The sequence below is a fragment of the Prosthecobacter sp. genome, from assembly GCF_029946185.1.
Taxonomy (GTDB): domain Bacteria; phylum Verrucomicrobiota; class Verrucomicrobiia; order Verrucomicrobiales; family Verrucomicrobiaceae; genus Prosthecobacter.
Window position 1 is genome coordinate 13,545 of record NZ_JAQSEA010000046.1, and the last position, 16,282, is coordinate 29,826.

Sequence of the window (16,282 nt, forward strand, 5' to 3'; positions counted from 1 at the left end):
TCAGTATTTTCACCAAAGGTCGCCAGATATTTAGCTTTGCTAAAGTACTCAACCTATGTCAAATTTCCGTAATTGGCATATTTGCTATGCTGGAATCCCTTCATTAGCACTCTTTGCCTGCGTCATGTGCGCACCCCAATCTCATCAATCCGTGATGGTGCCTGAGTGATGGGCACCACGGGCGGCAGCTTGCCGCCAGGTGGAGATTTCTCATCTTCTCTGAAGTTTCGGTTTCCTCTCCGACCAGAATCCTCCATTCTGCGCGCCCGCTTTTTGACCTCTTTTGCCGTGAGCCAAACCCACCCCACTGACGACCTTCGTGTCGCTGAAATCCTTCCTCTCATCCAGCCCGCTCTGCTCATGCATGAGTTTCGTCTGGGCGAGCAGGAATCCGCATTCATCGAAGACTCCCGCAAACGCGCCGAAGCCATCCTCAATTTGAAGGATGACCGCCTGCTCGTCGTCGTTGGACCCTGCTCGATCCACGACACCAAGTCCGCACTCGAATACGCCCAGCTCATCATTCAGGCGCGCGAGAAATACAGCGCCGATCTGGAGATCGTGATGCGTGTCTATTTTGAAAAGCCGCGCACCACTGTTGGCTGGAAGGGCTTCATCAACGATCCACATCTCGACGGCTCCTTCGACATCAACGGCGGCCTTCGTGGCGCGCGGGATCTCCTGATCAAGCTCACCAAGCGTGGCGTCCCTGCCGGTACTGAATTTCTCGACGTGATCACCCCGCAATACATCGCCGATGTGGTCGCATGGGGTGCCATCGGCGCACGCACCACGGAAAGCCAGGTTCACCGTCAGCTTGCCTCCGGCTTGTCCATGCCTGTGGGTTTCAAAAACGGCACAGACGGCGGCATTCAAGTCGCGCTCGATGCCATCGAAGCCGCCAAAGGCCAGCATTGCTTCCTCTCCGTCACCAAGGACGGCGTCGCCGCCATCGTGAACACCAAGGGCAACCACGCCTGCCACGTCATCCTGCGCGGTGGCAAAGCCGGCACGAATTTCGATGCCGCCTCCATCAAGACCGTCGCGGACCAGCTCACCGCACGCGGCCTGCCCGCCAGTGTCATGGTTGATTGCAGCCACGGCAACAGCCTCAAGGACTATCGCAAGCAGCCCCTCGTCTCCACCTCTCTCTCGGAACAGATCGCCGCAGGCAGCCAAGCCATCACGGGTGTGATGATTGAAAGCCATCTCGTCGAAGGCCGCCAGGACACCAAGCCGGGCCAGCCCATCACCTACGGCCAGAGCATCACAGACGCCTGCGTCTCCTGGGACACCACCACCGCCATGCTCGACGAACTCGCCGCCGCCGTCCGCGCACGCCGCAGCAAATGACCTTCACCCGCGACCATCTCCAGCGCTTCGCGCAAGGCCGCATCCTCGTCGTGGGGGATGTCATGCTCGATCATTTCATCTGGGGCCATGTTCGCCGCATTTCGCCGGAGGCTCCAGTGCCCATCGTCGAAGTCACCCGCGAGGAATTCTATCCCGGTGGCGCTGCCAATGTTGCCCGCAACATCTCGCCTTTCTCGCCGCACACCCATCTCATGGGCCGCGTTGGCAAAGACATGGCTGCAGACAAGCTCCGCTCCCTGTTGATCGAAGACAAAGTCGACCCCTCCCCACTGTTGGTGCATGAAACTCTGCCCACCATCTCGAAGGCCCGCGTCTCCGCACGCCAGCAGCAGATCGTCCGTGTGGATCGCGAGAAACTCCTGTCGCTGACCGATGCCGAACTCATTGTGGTCGAACAGCGCCTGCGTGATCTGGCTCCCAATCTCGACGCCATCATCCTGGAAGACTACGGCAAGGGTTTCATGACCGAGCATCTCATGCAGCTGGTCGCCAAGATCGCCGCCGAACATCAGCTCATCGTCACCGTCGATCCTTCTCCGCGCAATCCATTGCCTTGGGCCGGCGTTTCGCTGGTGAAGCCAAACCGCCTCGAAGCCTTTGCCGCTGCCGGTCTCGAAGATCATCTCCTGTCCGAAGCCCCGCTCGAAAATCAAGAAATCCTCGAAGTGGGCCGTGTGCTGCTCGCCAAATGGAACGTCGCCAGTGTTCTCGTCACCCTTGGGGAGCAGGGCATGATGTTGTTTGAGCGCGGCAAGCCTCCACATCACATCCCCACCCGTGCGCGTGAAGTGTTTGATGTCTCCGGCGCTGGCGACACAGCCATCGCCCTGCTCACACTCGCCCTCGCCAGCGGTCACAGCCTGCGCGAAGCCGCTGAAATCTCAAATCACGCCAGCGGCATCGTCGTTGGCAAGCTCGGTACCGCCACATTGACGCCAGAGGAACTTCTGGCAGCTTTCACATCCAAATGAGCACCGACTTCGCTTCTCTTTTCAAAACACATCTCAGCGAGCATCAGGATGCCATCACCAAACTGACCGCGATGAGTGATCAAATCGCTCCGCTGGCCGCCGCCTGGCTCACCGCGTTGAAGGACGGCAGGAAAATCATCTTCTTCGGCAACGGTGGCAGCGCTGCAGACGCGCAGCATCTCGCCGCCGAACTCGTCGTGCGTTACCGCATCAACCGTCCCGCCCTCGCTGGCTTCGCCTTGACCACCGACACCTCGATCCTCACTGCTCACAGCAACGATTTCGGGTACGATACCGTCTTCTCCCGCCAGATCGAGGCGCTCGCTCAGCCGGGTGATGTGGTTCTCGGGATTTCCACCTCAGGCACGAGTAAAAACGTTCTCCTCGGCCTTCAGGCTGCAAACAAGCGCGGTTGTGTCACCATCGCATTCACCGGCGAAAAAGGTGCGGATTGCGCTGCTGAAGCCAAGCTGAGCTTCAAAGCACCCTCCGCCATCACCGCACGCGTTCAGGAGTGCCACCTCCTCATCGGGCATCTCCTCTGCGATATTGCAGAGCAAAACTTCGCGGCGGCTTAAATCTCGCATTTTGCGTCCTTCATGGCCGCTGGCAGTCACATCCTCAAAACGTTCTCGCTGGCGACGTCGCTGCGCGTGGCACGCCTTGCGCTAAGCTTCGCGCTCACCTGTGCGCTTGCGCGGTATCTCGGTGGCAGCGGCTTCGGCCAGATCGCCGTTGCCATGGCAGTTGTGTCCATTCTGTTGAGTATCGGCGAACTCGGCTTTGCCCGCTACACCGTGCGCGAACTCATGAAGCACGGCGCAGATCAGCCCGCCGTGCTCGGCACCACGATCACTGCGCGGCTCATTGTCTCCGCCTCTCTCTTCGCCGGTTTGATCGCATGGATCGGCTGGCGCAAGCCAGAGGGCATGCTGCTGCTCATCGTTTATGGCACTCAGTTGCTCACCAATCCTGCCACCGAAGTCCTCGCATGGCTGGAGGCTCACGGACGTGTCTCGCAGTCCGCCATCGCCCAGTTCACCGGCTTCATCGTCAGCGCCGCCTGCATTGCGGCGGGCATTTGGTGTCGGGCACCGCTGTGGTTTTTTGCCCTGACCTATGCCCTGGAAGGCTGGGTCTTCATCTCGCTCAGCGCACTCGTTTTCCACCGTTGCGGCGGCAGCGTCAGATGGAGTGGCTTTCAATTCTCACGCGCGTTCGCGCTTGTCAGCCGTTCCTGGCCTGAACTTGCCTCCCAGGCGGCGTTAATCCTGCTGTACCGCCTCGATACCATGATGATCGAATGGCTGCGGGGCGCTGAGGAAGCAGGCATCTACGGCGCTGCCGTTCGCGTTTCTGAAATGGCCTATTTCATGCCGGGCATACTTGCCTCCCTCTTCCTGCCGCGGCTCTTGCAGGACCGCCAGCATGCATCTGCGCGCTTTGAAAAAACCGTGGTCGATTACTTTTCAGCCTCCGTCGTGCTCGCCTGTGCCGTGGCCGCCGGACTGCTGCTGGTCTCGCCTTGGATGTCGTTTGCCTTCGGCGATGAATTCACCCGCAGTTCTGAAATGCTGCGTGTGCATGCCTGGGCCTTTATCCCGTATGCCATCGGCATCGCCCGCACGCAGATTCTGACGGTGGAAGACAAACTGGCCGCAAACCTCCCTTCTGTCATCGTTGCCGTCGCGGTGAACGCCTCACTGAACATGCTCTGGATTCCTGCGTATGGCGGTGTAGGCGCTGCATGGGCCACTCTGGTTTCCTACACGCTGGCCTGGGTGGTGTGGACCTATCTCTCACCTTGGCTGCGTATGAACGTCTCCGGTCTCATGACTCGTGCGTTCATGGGCCTGCCGCGTTTCACGCTGCTGCGCATGCGGTCGTTGCTGCACTCCTGATTTTTTAATGCAAGGCAGAGCTTTCATCATCTTTCTCGGCGGCATAGGAGCTATCTATGTCATGCTGTCCGTGCTGCTCGGTAGCGGCAATACCATCGGTGCCCTGGCGCAGTTTCTCTCCATCGGCTCGTTCATCCTCGCGGTTCTCCAGCCGCGCTTGGCTCTGTATCTCATGGTGCTCTATGCCGGATATAGCGACCTGCTGAAGCGCATGATGATCTTCGACGGCCATGTCACCATGAACGACATTCTATGGGTGCGCGCCCTTTGCCCGCTGACGCTGGCTGGCATCTGCATCGGCACCTTGGTCCGTTCACTTCACGACGGCAGTTTTCATCAAAGACGCAAACTGGTTTCACTTCTCATCTGCTTCCTCGGTTTCATCGTTTCCGGTGTTTCCGCTTTACGCAGCGGCGGTGGCTTCAATGCGGCTGTTACTCAGCTCGCGGATGGTGCGGCCTACATGTTCCTGCTGTTTGTGGTTCCCTGCATTTTTCGCACTCCGGCCCAAATCGTCGCCTTCCTCAAATACTGCCTCATCGTTTTCATCCCCGTTGCTCTCTACGGCATCAAGCAGCAGATCTTCGGCCTCAGCGAGTTCGAAATCGAATACCTGCAGTCCGGTCTCACCGTGCTCTCCAAGCATCTTGATGACGTCCGTCCCCGTCCGTTCTCCACCTTGGTGGACAGCTCCCCCTTTGGCACGACCTGCGCCGTATGCGCCTGCCTTGCGCTCATGGTGCGCCGCTATCATCGCGACACCGGCACACGGGCCTGGGGTGGAATGAGTTTCGTGCTTTTCGCGCTCTTCGTGCTCGCATGCATCGCCAGCATGGCTCGCATTGCCAACATCAACTGGATTCTGCCCATCCTGCTGCTGCCCGTGCTGCGCAGCGCACGTGGCACCGCGACGCTCTACGCCACCGTTTCCGCCATGTTTGTCACCGCCTGCATTTTTGCTCAGGAACTGATCAATGCCGTCACCAAGCTCACGCTCTGGGCGCTCGAAAATTTTGGCGGCACCGCCATCGGCGTGCAGTTTTCACGCTTCTGGACCATCTGCGACCGTCTCGACGGCATGCATGACATTGCACACAATCCGCTCATGTGGACCATGTTCGGTTACGGTACCAAAGGCGCAGCCGATATGCATGAAGCACACATGGTCGCTAGTCATGATCTCATCTCCAATCTGCTGCTTGAAATAGGCTGGCTGCCGCTCGGCACCCTGCTCATCATTGCGGCGTTGGCCTTGCATTCGTTTCACCGTAGCGTGCTCAGTCTGCGCGGCACTCCTGTCTTCAGCATCTGCCTGTGGATGGTTGGCATCGAGTTCGGTCTCCTCGTTCACAATGTTTTCGCAGGCAGTGTCACCTCCACCTTTCCGGTGAATTTCTTCTGCTGGTTCATCGCCGGCGCGCTCAATGCCTGCATCATTCACCAGGAAGGCCTTCGGGTGAAAAAGCCGCAGCCCGAGCAGTCGTCACCACCCATGCAGAGTCCTTCCTTCGCCCATGCCGGCACCACTCCGTTCAATCGAAATCTCCCCTATGGCTGATTCGTCACAACTGGTCGTCTTGGCCGCTCATGGACTGTACGATTACAGCGGCAGGCCTCGTCGCTTCTTGGATGCGGTGCCGCTGCCTGCCCAGGGCAGGGCCCTGATCGGCGCATGGTTTCAGAATGATGAGCAGCTCGAATGCGACTATCACCGCAAACAGTGCGGTGTTCTCCGTCGCCTGAGCACTGCTTTCCGTCTTGTCTGGCAAAACTACGCAACCCTTCGCCGGGCACGCATGATCTATTGCCTCAGTGGTATGCACTACACGGTCCTGCTTCTGCTCTCCCGCTGGGGTCTGTTTCGCACCGAAGGAAAAATCATTCGTCGTGTCGTTTACCACGACACTGCGCTTCAGAGACTCGCTTCAAAACTTCGAAAGGCCTCGCCCGCCTTTCAGGTCGAGTGCATCACGTTCGAGCAGTTCGCCACCACATCGCACCGCTTGGGAGCTCATCGGGTGGTTTTACGTCCGTGGAAAATCGACACCGTCTGGTTTCAGCCTGAAGACGATGCGCCAAAAACTCGCGCCCTTCTGCCAGGTAACATCAGTCGTGATGAATCCATGGTGGCTCCTCTGCTGCATAGCGGTCTTTCCATCACACGCATTGCTCGTATCGACTCACTGCAGGCACGCTTTGCCGCAGAAATTGCAAATCCGCGTTTCGAACTCGTTCTGAACGCCTCCCATCGTGAGTACCTGGAGCATTTGCATGCGGCTCCCATGGTGCTGCTCCCCATCGTCGCCTGTGACAATCCTGCCGGACTCACCGCCGCGATGGAGGCCATCTCCGCCGGTGTGCCGGTCCTCGCCAATCACAGCATGGGCCTCACCGAGCTGTTTTCAGAGTGCCGCTATCCTGTGCCGATGCTTAACAATCTCGATCCTGATGCCTGGGCGCGAGCTTATCATCAAATTGAAGGTCAGCGCGACTCCCCCGACTTTCTGGCCGCCCTCGAAAATTCACGCCAGCTTCTCCTCAAACGTCACAGCATCCTCCCTGCGGGCGAAGACTGGGTGCAAATTTTTGCCGAGGCATGTGCTGCTGATTCGGTCGTCTGTGAAGCCGCCTTTGGCGCAGCCTCATCCCCCGCATGAGACCCCGCCTGCTGCTCATCGGCCACACCTATGCCGCGCTCGAAAATCGCAAGAAGCTCCAGGCACTCGCGGCACATTTCGAGCTCGTCTGCGTCACCTCCACCACCGAGCAGCACTTGGTCCTTGGCCGCCCCTCGTCCGAGTTCGACAACGACTCTGACGCCCCCACACGCAGCTATCAGCTCATCCGCCTGCCGCGCTCGGGTCAGACCAGCACCACCTTTCACTACATCGGCCTCACCGCTGTCATGCGGTCGTGCAGCTTTGATGTAGTGCTCGTCGAAAATGAACCTTGGGCGCGTGTCTGCTGGCAGGCGCGGGTTTTGAAAGCTCTTTTCCAAGCTCATGCTCTGTTCGGTGAGTTCACCTGGGAAAACATCGAGCGCCCCGGATGGAAGGGGGCCTTGCTTGCTCCCATTTATCGGGCCATGACCGCCACCACTGATTTCATCATCGCTGGCAATCAAGCCGCGGCACAGCTCGTGCAGCGCTGCGGTGCTCACGCAGGCAATGTGCTCGTAGCCCCCCAGCTCGGTGTCGATCTCGACAATCATCTGCCTGCTTCATCGGCCGAACGTACAATGCTGCGTCAGGCCTGCGGATTACCTGCAGACGCTTTCATCGTTGGCTACTGCGGCCGATTGACCGAAGAAAAAGGCCTCCACGAACTGCTTCAGGCCTGCGAGGCCTTGCAGAACGTTCACCTTGCCATTCTCGGTTCTGGCAGACTCGACTCCTGGCTCAAGGAACAGCAGGATACCCGCCCCTGGCTGCATCTGCTGCCAACACGTCCGCATTTCGAAATCCCCTCTTTCCTGCGCTGCCTTAATGTCTTCGTGCTTGCCAGCAAACCGGTGCGCACGATGCAACTCTGCTGGGAGGAACAGTTCGGCCATGTCCTCATCGAAGCCATGGCCTGCGGCGTTGCCACTCTCGGCTCCAGCAGCGGAGCCATCCCCGAAGTCATCGGCCATGAAAAAGCCGTTTTTCCCCACGGCGATGCCACGGCTCTTGCCTCGTGCATTCGTGACGTGATGAATAATTCCACCATCGTTCAGAGCCAGCTCGACCGCACTCGCAGGCTCTACACCCATGACGCCGTCGCTAAACAGTGGGCCGCGTTCATCCATCATCACCTTGCAGCGCCCGCTCATGTTTCAGAAGCTCACCAACGCCCTTGAAGGCCTGCGTGCCATCACCCAGTTCGACCGGGTGTTTTTCACACTCTGCCAACGAATGCTGGGCCGACGGCTTGGCTGGACGATCTATGCGAAGGGGCGTCTGAAGTTTTTGGTCGATCATCTCGCAGGTGATCAAAACGGCACCCGTGACTGCATTGCGGGTCCGATGTATCGGGAACTGTTCAAGGAAATGCAGATGCCTCAGCAGTTGCGACTTCTGGACCTCGGAGCCAATGGCGGCGGCTTCCCTCTGCTTTGTCTCGACCTCGGCTTCGCCCTTTCAGAACTCACCTGCGTGGAGGTGAATCCATTCACTCATTCCCGTCTCTCTCTCAACATCAGGCACAATGTCGGGCTTCGGGCGAAGGTCTTGAACGTCGCCGTTGGCGGTCATTCGCGTCAGCTCACACTTTCATTCCCTCCGGGCGGCACCGACTTTTCCATTTATGGCGCGAAGGATGGAGCTGCCAATGAGGAGGCGATCATCGAGGTCCTCACATTTGATGAAGTCATGTCTCGCGGTTTCAGTGATGGGGTCGTGGACCTTTGCAAAATGGACGTCGAAGGGGCTGAGTACGAAGTCTTCCTGGGTGACACTGCCGACAGCCTGCGTCGTGTTCATTATCTGATCATCGAAATCCATGCGGCAGAGCCGACGAAGCAGGACGCCCTTCTCAGAAAGCTCATGAGTCAGGGCTTTGAACGCATCAAGACCTCTTCCACCTGCGATGACGTTCATCTGTTCGTCAATCGTCAGTGGGTGGATTAAGCAGCAGCTAGCCTCGTTTCAATCCTCCGATGCACCTCGTCCACGCTCCAGCGGTCCATGCAGGCCATCGGCTGCTGCATGTTCTGGCAGGCATTCACGGGATGAGTCAGCAGATCACACGGCTGGCAGGCCAGTTTGGGATCACGGAGAATGTCAAAACCGCCCGTATGCCAGGGCGGATCCCAATTGGGAGTCGAAGGACCGTTGAAGATCGTTCCTGGAACGCCGAGCGCCGAGGCGATGTTCATCGGACCCGAGTTGTTGCCGATGAAGTGCTTCGCACCCGCCATCACGCGCACCAGTTCATCCAGACTCCCGGGTTTAACTCTTCGCACTTCTGGTTTCAGCATGTCCTCGCCGGGTTCGTCCTGCTCAAACCACGTCACCGCATGCTGGGCAGACAGCCGGTTCGCCAGCTCGATGCAGCGCTCCAACGGCCAGCGCTTGTAGGCACGGCTTGCACCCGCATGCATCACCACCGCTTCATGTGCTTCGCGGCCAAAGGCGCTCAAGTCCGGGGGCGGCATTTTTTCTGGCAAAGCGTCCAGCTCCAAACGTCTTGCCAGCGCTTGGGCAATGCGCCAGTTGTAGATCGCCACATGTTCCTCACCTTTTGCAGGCAGACGAACGTTCAGGAGCGCATTCAGCTTCACTCGGTCGGACTGTGGCCCGACGCTGACTCGGGCGCCGCTGCTCCTTGCGAGCAGATGCGCCACACTTCCCTGATCACAACCAAGCAGGCATGCGTCCGGCTTGATCGCTCGAATATCCCGCCAATAACGCCACAGCCGCGCGGGATGTCGCCACGCGCGATTGAATTCCGCTGTCTCATAAGTGATGACGTTCACTCCAGGACAGCAAACTTCATACAGCCTCGCCGCCGTCGGACTCGTCAGCACCACAATGCGCCATTCCGGATGCGCCGCCACAAGCGACTGCACGACAGGCAGGTACACGACGTTGTCGCCGAGTTGGTTCACTTTGGAAATGAGCAGCGTCTTGAGCATCGAATGTTTTGACAGGCTTGTCCTTGAATCTTATCCCAGTGACTCAGCCTTACTGCTTTTAATGCGATCCCATGGCCATCATAGCATCTGCGGCGCTTCCAGCATCGCATTGCTGACATTTGCATTCAACGAAATTCAAGGGGGGCGGGATCAGTTAAACAATTTGTTAGGTATGCTGGGTCGCACTGATACTTTTCGCCGTTGTTTTTTCAGGCACTTATCATGAGTCGTTTGCGCACATCTTCATGGCTCGTGCTGGCGCTTCTGGTCGCCAGTGGCTTGCTGTTGATTGCCATTCAGCCCTACGCCGCCGGTTACGGCCACTTCCGCCGCACGATCCTCGCTGAACTGCTCATGCAGTGGAAGGACCCCACCTGGCAGCACGGCGCGTTGCTGCCGTTCATTGTCGGCTTTCTGCTCTGGACGCGGCGCAGGGAGGTCGCGCGGCTTCCTGTCTCTTCGAATCACTGGGGATTCCTGCTCATCGTCTTCGCTTTGTTCCTCTATTTCGCCGGGTTCCGCGCCAACAACTTCTACTGCGGCTACTTGGGCGTCATGACCTTGGTTGCAGGTGCATCGCTGTGGCTTGAAGGCTCACAGCGCAGTCGCACCCGGCTGTTTGCCTGGCTGATGCTCGGCTTCATGTGGCCGCTGCCGTTTCTGGAGGAAAGCATCGGCTACCAGATGCGGCTTCTCATGGTGAAGACGACAGGCTTTGTCCTCAATACCGTGGGCGTCGATTCCCTCGTCTCCGGCACCGCGCTGCAATCCATGCCAAACACCGACTTGGGTCGCAAGGCGGGCGACTTGTTCAGCGTGGGCATCGCCGCACCCTGCTCCGGCATGCGTTCACTGTTTGCGCTCCTTGTCGTCGGTGCCTTGTTCAGCTATTTCCGCCAGCGTGTGCTATGGCGCAGGCTCGCCCTGTTCAGTGCCATCCTGCCCATCGCCATTGTGGCAAACATGGTGCGCATCCTGGTCTTGATCTTCTCCGCCATGGTCTTCGGTCAGCATTGGGCCATTGGCGATGCTGATAAGGAAGTGTCCGTCTTCCACGAATTCACCGGCATTGGCGTCTTCCTCGTCGCCCTGCTTCTGCTGCAGTTCGCCTCATGGCTGCTGAATCACTTCTGTGGCGGCCTGGGTTTCAAGCGCTCTCGCACAGTCTCACGTCAGGTGGTTGCCCCTGTATCATGATCTTCCGTTCGTTCACTCTCCTGGCGCTTTGCTGCATGACGCTGCTGCTCTGCCAGTTTTCGCCTGCGATGAAAGGCGGCGATGAAGCAGGTGTGCTGGCCGAATTGCCCATGGTCGCAGGTGATTTCGTCGGTGAAAGCGAAGCACCGAGCGAAATGGAAATCTCGTTGCTTCCCAGTGACACGATCATCGTTAAACGCGCATATCGTACACCTGGACGATCCATTGGAAATCGCGATCTCGCCCAGGCGTCCCTCGTTATTGCGGGCAATGACAGTCGCAGCATCCACCGACCTGAGGTCTGCCTCGATGGCCAGGGGTGGACTCTCACCGACTCCCGCGTGCGCGAGGTCAAGCTTTTCACCGGCGAAGTCTTGCAGGTGCGCGATCTCGCCATCGTGCGCGAAGTGCTCCTCAGCAACGGCACAAAGATGCCGCTGCGCGCACACTATATCTATTGGTTCGTTGGGGCGGATGTCACCACTCCGAGCAATCTGGAACGTCAGCTTCTGAGCTTTAGCGACAACATTTTGCGCAACGTCAACCACCGCTGGGCCTATCCCTCCGTCATGGCCTGGGTCACAGAAGGCCTGCCACCGGAGAAAACTGGCCAGCGCATGCGCAGTGATGAAGAAACGGTCACGATGCTGCTCAATCTCGTGCGCACTCTGGCACCGAAGTTTCAGAAAAACCTCATGTCACATTCATGAAGCAGACGCTCATCCATCACATCTGGCGGCTGATTTTCAAAACCTTCCGTAAAAAGCGGTTCGCACAGTTTGTGGACCGCATTCAGCCGCAGCCTCATGAGCGCATTCTCGATATCGGCGGTTATCCGGCCACTTGGGCAGGGCATGAGCAGATCGCGGCGGAAATTCATATCGTTAACGTCCACGAAATCACTCAGCCTATCGATCCGGGGCATTTTCGTTTTCTGGTCGCGGATGGTTGCGCCCTGCCATTTGCAGATCGCTCCTTCGACATCGTTTTTTCCAACAGCGTGATTGAGCATGTGGGTGATTTTGAACGTCAAAGAACCTTCGCCGCAGAGGTGATCCGCACCGGCAGGCGCTTGTGGGTGCAGACACCTGCGCAGGAGTTTTGGATCGAGCCGCATTTCATGACCCCCTTCATCCACTGGCTGCCAAAATCCTGGCAGCACCGTCTCACTCGCAACTTCAGCGTCTGGGGCTGGCTCACCCGTCCAGATGCACAGCAGGTCGCCGCATTCATCAGCGACATCCGCCTCCTCACCCATGCGGAAATGGTGCAGCTATTTCCTGGCTGCGAAATTCTTCGCGAGAAGGTCTGCTTCGGCCTCTTCACCAAAAGCTACATCGCTGTAAAAATCGTATGATCGACCGCCTGCTGCATCATCTTATACCATTGGCCCGGGTCGCCGTCGCCTATTCAGGAGGTGTGGACAGCACGCTCGTGCTGAAGGCATCCTTGGATGCGCTCGGCACTGAGAATGTCATCGCCCTCCTCGCCGTCTCTCCCAGCCTGCCACAAAGCGAAAAGGACGAAGCCATTACTCTCGCTCAGCAGCTTGGCGCACGCCTCGAACTGCTGCCAACCGAGGAGGTGAACGATCCTGCCTATCAGGCGAACGCACCCAACCGCTGCTATTTCTGCAAAGACCACGTCTATCGTGCGCTGCGACAGTTTGCAGAGCAGAATGGCATCGTGCATGTGCTCGATGGTATGAATGCCGAGGATACGCTGGATGTGCGGCCCGGTCGCGCGGCTGCACGCGAATTAAAAATCCTTAGCCCGTTGCACGATCTCGGCTTCAGCAAACAAGACGTGCGACACTTAGCCAAGGCCCTCGGCCTGCCAAACTGGGACAAGCCCGCCGCCGCCTGCCTCGCCTCCCGCGTGCCGTATGGCACCAGCGTGACGCCCAAACTGCTCTCTCAAATCGAGCGCGCCGAGGCCGCGCTGTTTGACCTCGGCTTCCGCGAACTGCGCGTGCGCCATCATGGCGATGTCGCCCGTCTCGAAGTCCCCGAGGCCGATATGCTGCCCGCCTTGCAGCAGCGTGAAGCCATCACCACCGCGCTGCGTGCCACTGGGTACATCTACATCACTCTTGATCTCGCCGGGCTGCGCACTGGCAGCATGAACGAAGTGCTCAAAGCCCGCTCAGCATGAACGAGTCAAATCTGCGTGCTCTGCTCGCTCAAGTCAGCACTGGCACACTACCTCCTGACCAGGCGCTGGAACGTCTCCGCACCCTGCCTTTTGCCAAAGCCGGCCAGGTGCTGGCAGACACGCATCGCATGATCCGCCAGGGCTTTCCCGAAGCCGTGTACGCCGAAGGAAAAACGCCCGCCCAGACCACGGACGCCCTCACCACCCTTGTCGCAGCCCATGGTTGTGCGCTCGCCACTCGCGTGCATCCCGAAGTCGCCGCCCTGCTACAGCTACGTTTTCCCACCGGCAGCTATGACAATGCTTCGCGCTTGTATCGCATCGGACAGATGACTGGCTCGTTCCCATTGGCACCGGTCGCAGTGGTATGTGCCGGCACCTCTGACCTGCCGGTTGCCGAAGAAGCCGCGCAGACTCTGGAATTTTGTGGTGCAAGAGTGAATCGCATCACTGATGTCGGTGTGGCCGGTCTCCATCGTCTTCTTGCACGCCTTGATGAGTTGCGTGCAGCGAGCATCGTTATCGCTATCGCCGGCATGGAAGGCGCACTGCCCAGTGTCCTCGGCGGACTCGTCGCTGCTCCGGTGATCGCAGTTCCAACAAGCGTCGGCTATGGCGCAAATCTGCATGGCATCTCCGCTCTGCTCAGCATGCTCAACTCCTGCGCCGCTGGCCTTACCGTGGTGAACATCGACAATGGTTTTGGTGCCGCCATGGCTGCGTTGCGAATTCTCAATCACCGTGAAACTCAAGCACCGCTTGAAGCGCGAATGTTCTCAGAACACCCATGACAAGCGACCAAACATCACCCGCGCGAACCGCTCACCCAGGTGTCTGGGGCAGGGCCTGGACTGGCTTTTGCCGTCGTTGGCCCTTCATTCGCGGCCGCGACCGCTTCATGCGGATTTCTTCTTCCAATCTGCCCATACGGCAAATGCTCCTGAGCCGCTCAGAATGGGTCACAACTCGGGAAGGCGTCGAGATGAAAATCGGCTCGGAGTTTGATTACACTTCCTTCATGCTCCGCTTGTTCGGAAACCTCGAGCCGACGACAGGCAGGTTCATTCTCAACAATATGAAGGATGGCGAGACCTTCCTCGACATCGGAGCCAATGTTGGCTACTTCGCTTTGCTCGTCGCATCCGAACTGCGGCAGGCTCATGTGGTTGCTTTCGAGCCAAATCCTCCCATCGAACTCTGCCTCAGCGAATCCGTGCAGCGAAACGGATTGGGCGACCGCATGAAGGTCGTGCGCAAGGCCGTGTCAAATGTGGCCGGGGCAGTGTCATTCGCAGTTGAGGCGATCAACTCGGGTCACTCACGCATTGCCACCGGGGCATCGACTTCGGACGTCATTCAGGTGGATGCCGTCATCTTTGACGATTGGGTGAAGGTAAACCCTCTCTCCAGCCGCGTTGCTTGCATCAAGATGGATGTCGAAGGTGCGGAAGTGCTCGCTTTGAAGGGAATGTCTGAATTGCTTGCAAAGCATCGTCCGGCGCTTTGCATCGAAGGATACGACAACCAATTGGCGGAGTTTGGTTCAAGCCTTGCCGAGCTCCGCAAGCTGCTCCTCGATGCGGGTTATCACGAAGTCGCACCTTTTGATGGCAATCTGTACCTCAAGCACCGGGAGCCGCCTGCAATTTAGGAATGGGAGTGGATTACTTTCCAGTGTGCCTTCTCGCCAAATAAAATGTCGCTCGAAGACACTCTATATCCGCTGCTCAAACTCTACGAAGCAGCACCGCAGCCGGTGAAGTCACTGGCAGGACGGCTGTATAGGGCGATGCCATCGTCCCTCCGCTACGGCCCGGCCTACACGCGATTTCAAAACGAAGCGCGCGATGTGGAGACGTGGGATGCGGCGACCATCCGGCGCTATCAGATCGCGGCGCTCCGAGATTCGTTGACCGCAGCAGCGAAGACTCCCTTTTATGCGGAGCGATTTGCAGCTCATGGAGTCAATCCATCAAAGTTTGAAGCCCTCGAACAACTATCCGCCTACCCGCTGCTGACAAAGCAGGATTTAGTTTTGCATCGCGAGCAGATGGTCAATCCAGAGTTCGGCGCCAAGCAGCGCCTCTACATCACCACAGGCGGGTCGAGCGGCGTCCCCGTCGGTTTTTATCTGCACAAAGGCATCAGTCGTCCAAAGGAGCAGGCCTATCTGGAGGCTCAGTGGTCACGGCGCGGCTATCGCGTTGGAGATCGCGTGGCCGTGATTCGCGGTGGCGTTACATCAAGCAAAGCCGGTGGTGACATCAGCTACTTCGACGCCACCCGTAACTGGCTCATCCTTTCCTCCTACCATCTCACGCTGGAACGCCTGCCCGAGTACGTCTCTGCGTTGAACCGCTTCCGTCCTCAACACCTGCATGCCTATCCCAGCGCGGCACTCATGCTGGCACGCGGACTTGAGCAAACCGGCCTCAATCTCGACTTCAAGCTCACCTCGCTGCTCTGCGGTTCAGAAAAACTCACCGCAGAGTCACAGCAATACCTGGAGCACTTTTTCGAAGCACGCGTGTTTCACTGGTATGGCCACAGCGAGCGCGTGGTCCTCGCCGCTCAGGGCCGCACCTCCAACCACCTCCAATTCTGGCCCACCTATGGTTTCACCGAATTCGGTGAACCAGACACAGACGGAAACCACGAAATCATCGGCACTTCCTTTCACAATCACGTCATGCCCCTCATCAGGTATCGCACCGGAGACTACGCGAAAGTCACGAATGGTGAGGCATCTGAAATCGTCGGCCGCGATTACGAATACCTCGTCAGCGCCACAGGTCGCCGCATCTCGCTCACCGCCATCAACATGCACGACCGCATCTTCGACAACCTGCTCGCCGTGCAGTTTTTCCAAGAGCACGAAGGCATCGTAGAATGCCGCTTTCAACCCGGTCAGCAATGGCAAAGCAGCCGTGATGATGCGATGCGCTCAGGTCTGTTAAAAAAACTAGGCGATGACTTCACACTCACTCTACGGCAGGTGCCGGAAGTGGAGAAAACCAGCGCGGGCAAGCACAAGTGGCTGGTGAGCAGGCTGAAACAGTGATTTGAATTCC

16 protein-coding genes are annotated in these 16,282 nt (G+C 58.3%); 15 read left to right on the forward strand and 1 reads right to left on the reverse strand.

Going from position 1 to position 16,282, the window contains the following annotated elements; translation table 11 throughout:
• The first annotated feature begins 288 nt into the window (after nucleotides 1–288).
• The 8 genes from PSV43_RS02645 (at nucleotide 289) to PSV43_RS02680 (ending at nucleotide 8,853) form a co-directional block, all read left to right on the forward strand.
• The gene (locus PSV43_RS02645) at nucleotides 289–1,353 is read left to right on the forward strand and encodes a 3-deoxy-7-phosphoheptulonate synthase (protein WP_300193492.1); all 1,065 of its coding nucleotides are present in this window, start codon (nucleotides 289–291) and stop codon (nucleotides 1,351–1,353) included.
• Complete coding sequence (locus PSV43_RS02650) at nucleotides 1,350–2,345, forward strand: PfkB family carbohydrate kinase (protein WP_300193494.1); 996 nt, start codon at nucleotides 1,350–1,352, stop codon at nucleotides 2,343–2,345. Before PSV43_RS02645 ends, PSV43_RS02650 begins: the two co-directional genes overlap by 4 nt.
• A complete protein-coding gene (locus PSV43_RS02655) occupies nucleotides 2,342–2,923 on the forward strand; it encodes a D-sedoheptulose 7-phosphate isomerase (protein ID WP_300193496.1) in 582 nt (193 codons plus the stop codon). Before PSV43_RS02650 ends, PSV43_RS02655 begins: the two co-directional genes overlap by 4 nt.
• Nucleotides 2,924–2,944: 21 nt before the next feature.
• Nucleotides 2,945–4,246, forward strand: a complete 1,302-nt coding sequence (locus tag PSV43_RS02660) for a flippase (protein ID WP_300193497.1) — start codon at nucleotides 2,945–2,947, stop codon at nucleotides 4,244–4,246.
• 61 nt (nucleotides 4,247–4,307) lie between these two features.
• Nucleotides 4,308–5,804 (forward strand): hypothetical protein, encoded by a 1,497-nt coding sequence (locus tag PSV43_RS02665; RefSeq protein WP_300193499.1) that lies wholly within the window; start codon nucleotides 4,308–4,310, stop codon nucleotides 5,802–5,804.
• Complete coding sequence (locus PSV43_RS02670) at nucleotides 5,761–6,903, forward strand: hypothetical protein (RefSeq protein WP_300193501.1); 1,143 nt, start codon at nucleotides 5,761–5,763, stop codon at nucleotides 6,901–6,903. The genes PSV43_RS02665 and PSV43_RS02670 overlap by 44 nt, the downstream gene beginning before the upstream one ends.
• Entirely contained in the window at nucleotides 6,900–8,084 is a 1,185-nt protein-coding gene (locus PSV43_RS02675) for a glycosyltransferase (RefSeq protein ID WP_300193503.1), read from the forward strand. Before PSV43_RS02670 ends, PSV43_RS02675 begins: the two co-directional genes overlap by 4 nt.
• A complete protein-coding gene (locus PSV43_RS02680) occupies nucleotides 8,041–8,853 on the forward strand; it encodes an FkbM family methyltransferase (protein ID WP_300193505.1) in 813 nt (270 codons plus the stop codon). The genes PSV43_RS02675 and PSV43_RS02680 overlap by 44 nt, the downstream gene beginning before the upstream one ends.
• Here PSV43_RS02680 and PSV43_RS02685 read toward each other — a convergent pair.
• A complete protein-coding gene (locus tag PSV43_RS02685) occupies nucleotides 8,850–9,860 on the reverse strand; it encodes a glycosyltransferase family 9 protein (RefSeq protein ID WP_300193507.1) in 1,011 nt (336 codons plus the stop codon). The genes PSV43_RS02680 and PSV43_RS02685 overlap by 4 nt on opposite strands.
• A gap of 222 nt (nucleotides 9,861–10,082) precedes the next feature.
• Here PSV43_RS02685 and PSV43_RS02690 point away from each other — a divergent pair, with 222 nt between their 5' ends.
• From PSV43_RS02690 to PSV43_RS02720, 7 genes are all read left to right on the forward strand, one after another.
• A complete protein-coding gene (locus tag PSV43_RS02690; protein WP_300193509.1) occupies nucleotides 10,083–11,057 on the forward strand; it encodes an exosortase/archaeosortase family protein in 975 nt (324 codons plus the stop codon).
• Nucleotides 11,054–11,767, forward strand: a complete 714-nt coding sequence (locus tag PSV43_RS02695) for an exosortase-associated EpsI family protein (protein WP_300193511.1) — start codon at nucleotides 11,054–11,056, stop codon at nucleotides 11,765–11,767. Before PSV43_RS02690 ends, PSV43_RS02695 begins: the two co-directional genes overlap by 4 nt.
• Entirely contained in the window at nucleotides 11,764–12,414 is a 651-nt protein-coding gene (locus tag PSV43_RS02700; protein WP_300193513.1) for a class I SAM-dependent methyltransferase, read from the forward strand. Before PSV43_RS02695 ends, PSV43_RS02700 begins: the two co-directional genes overlap by 4 nt.
• Nucleotides 12,411–13,211, forward strand: a complete 801-nt coding sequence (gene larE / locus PSV43_RS02705) for an ATP-dependent sacrificial sulfur transferase LarE (RefSeq protein WP_300193516.1) — start codon at nucleotides 12,411–12,413, stop codon at nucleotides 13,209–13,211. Before PSV43_RS02700 ends, larE begins: the two co-directional genes overlap by 4 nt.
• Complete coding sequence (gene larB, locus PSV43_RS02710; RefSeq protein WP_300193518.1) at nucleotides 13,208–14,002, forward strand: nickel pincer cofactor biosynthesis protein LarB; 795 nt, start codon at nucleotides 13,208–13,210, stop codon at nucleotides 14,000–14,002. The genes larE and larB overlap by 4 nt, the downstream gene beginning before the upstream one ends.
• A 227-nt stretch (nucleotides 14,003–14,229) precedes the next feature.
• Nucleotides 14,230–14,862 carry an FkbM family methyltransferase gene (locus tag PSV43_RS02715; protein ID WP_300193520.1) on the forward strand — a complete coding sequence of 211 codons (633 nt, stop codon included), beginning with the start codon at nucleotides 14,230–14,232 and terminating at the stop codon, nucleotides 14,860–14,862.
• A gap of 45 nt (nucleotides 14,863–14,907) precedes the next feature.
• Entirely contained in the window at nucleotides 14,908–16,272 is a 1,365-nt protein-coding gene (locus tag PSV43_RS02720) for a hypothetical protein (RefSeq protein ID WP_300193522.1), read from the forward strand.
• Nucleotides 16,273–16,282 lie beyond the last annotated feature (10 nt).

Coding starts and splice junctions, on each gene's coding strand:
- PSV43_RS02715 (WP_300193520.1), top strand. CDS start 14,230: ATGCTCCGCTTGTTCGGAAACCTCGAGCCGACGACAGGCAGGTTCATT.
- PSV43_RS02690 (WP_300193509.1), top strand. CDS start 10,083: ATGAGTCGTTTGCGCACATCTTCATGGCTCGTGCTGGCGCTTCTGGTC.
- PSV43_RS02695 (WP_300193511.1), top strand. CDS start 11,054: ATGATCTTCCGTTCGTTCACTCTCCTGGCGCTTTGCTGCATGACGCTG.
- larB (WP_300193518.1), top strand. CDS start 13,208: ATGAACGAGTCAAATCTGCGTGCTCTGCTCGCTCAAGTCAGCACTGGC.
- PSV43_RS02685 (WP_300193507.1), bottom strand. CDS start 9,860: ATGCTCAAGACGCTGCTCATTTCCAAAGTGAACCAACTCGGCGACAAC.
- PSV43_RS02700 (WP_300193513.1), top strand. CDS start 11,764: ATGAAGCAGACGCTCATCCATCACATCTGGCGGCTGATTTTCAAAACC.
- PSV43_RS02720 (WP_300193522.1), top strand. CDS start 14,908: ATGTCGCTCGAAGACACTCTATATCCGCTGCTCAAACTCTACGAAGCA.
- PSV43_RS02670 (WP_300193501.1), top strand. CDS start 5,761: ATGCCGGCACCACTCCGTTCAATCGAAATCTCCCCTATGGCTGATTCG.
- PSV43_RS02655 (WP_300193496.1), top strand. CDS start 2,342: ATGAGCACCGACTTCGCTTCTCTTTTCAAAACACATCTCAGCGAGCAT.
- PSV43_RS02665 (WP_300193499.1), top strand. CDS start 4,308: ATGCTGTCCGTGCTGCTCGGTAGCGGCAATACCATCGGTGCCCTGGCG.
- PSV43_RS02675 (WP_300193503.1), top strand. CDS start 6,900: ATGAGACCCCGCCTGCTGCTCATCGGCCACACCTATGCCGCGCTCGAA.
- larE (WP_300193516.1), top strand. CDS start 12,411: ATGATCGACCGCCTGCTGCATCATCTTATACCATTGGCCCGGGTCGCC.
- PSV43_RS02660 (WP_300193497.1), top strand. CDS start 2,945: ATGGCCGCTGGCAGTCACATCCTCAAAACGTTCTCGCTGGCGACGTCG.
- PSV43_RS02650 (WP_300193494.1), top strand. CDS start 1,350: ATGACCTTCACCCGCGACCATCTCCAGCGCTTCGCGCAAGGCCGCATC.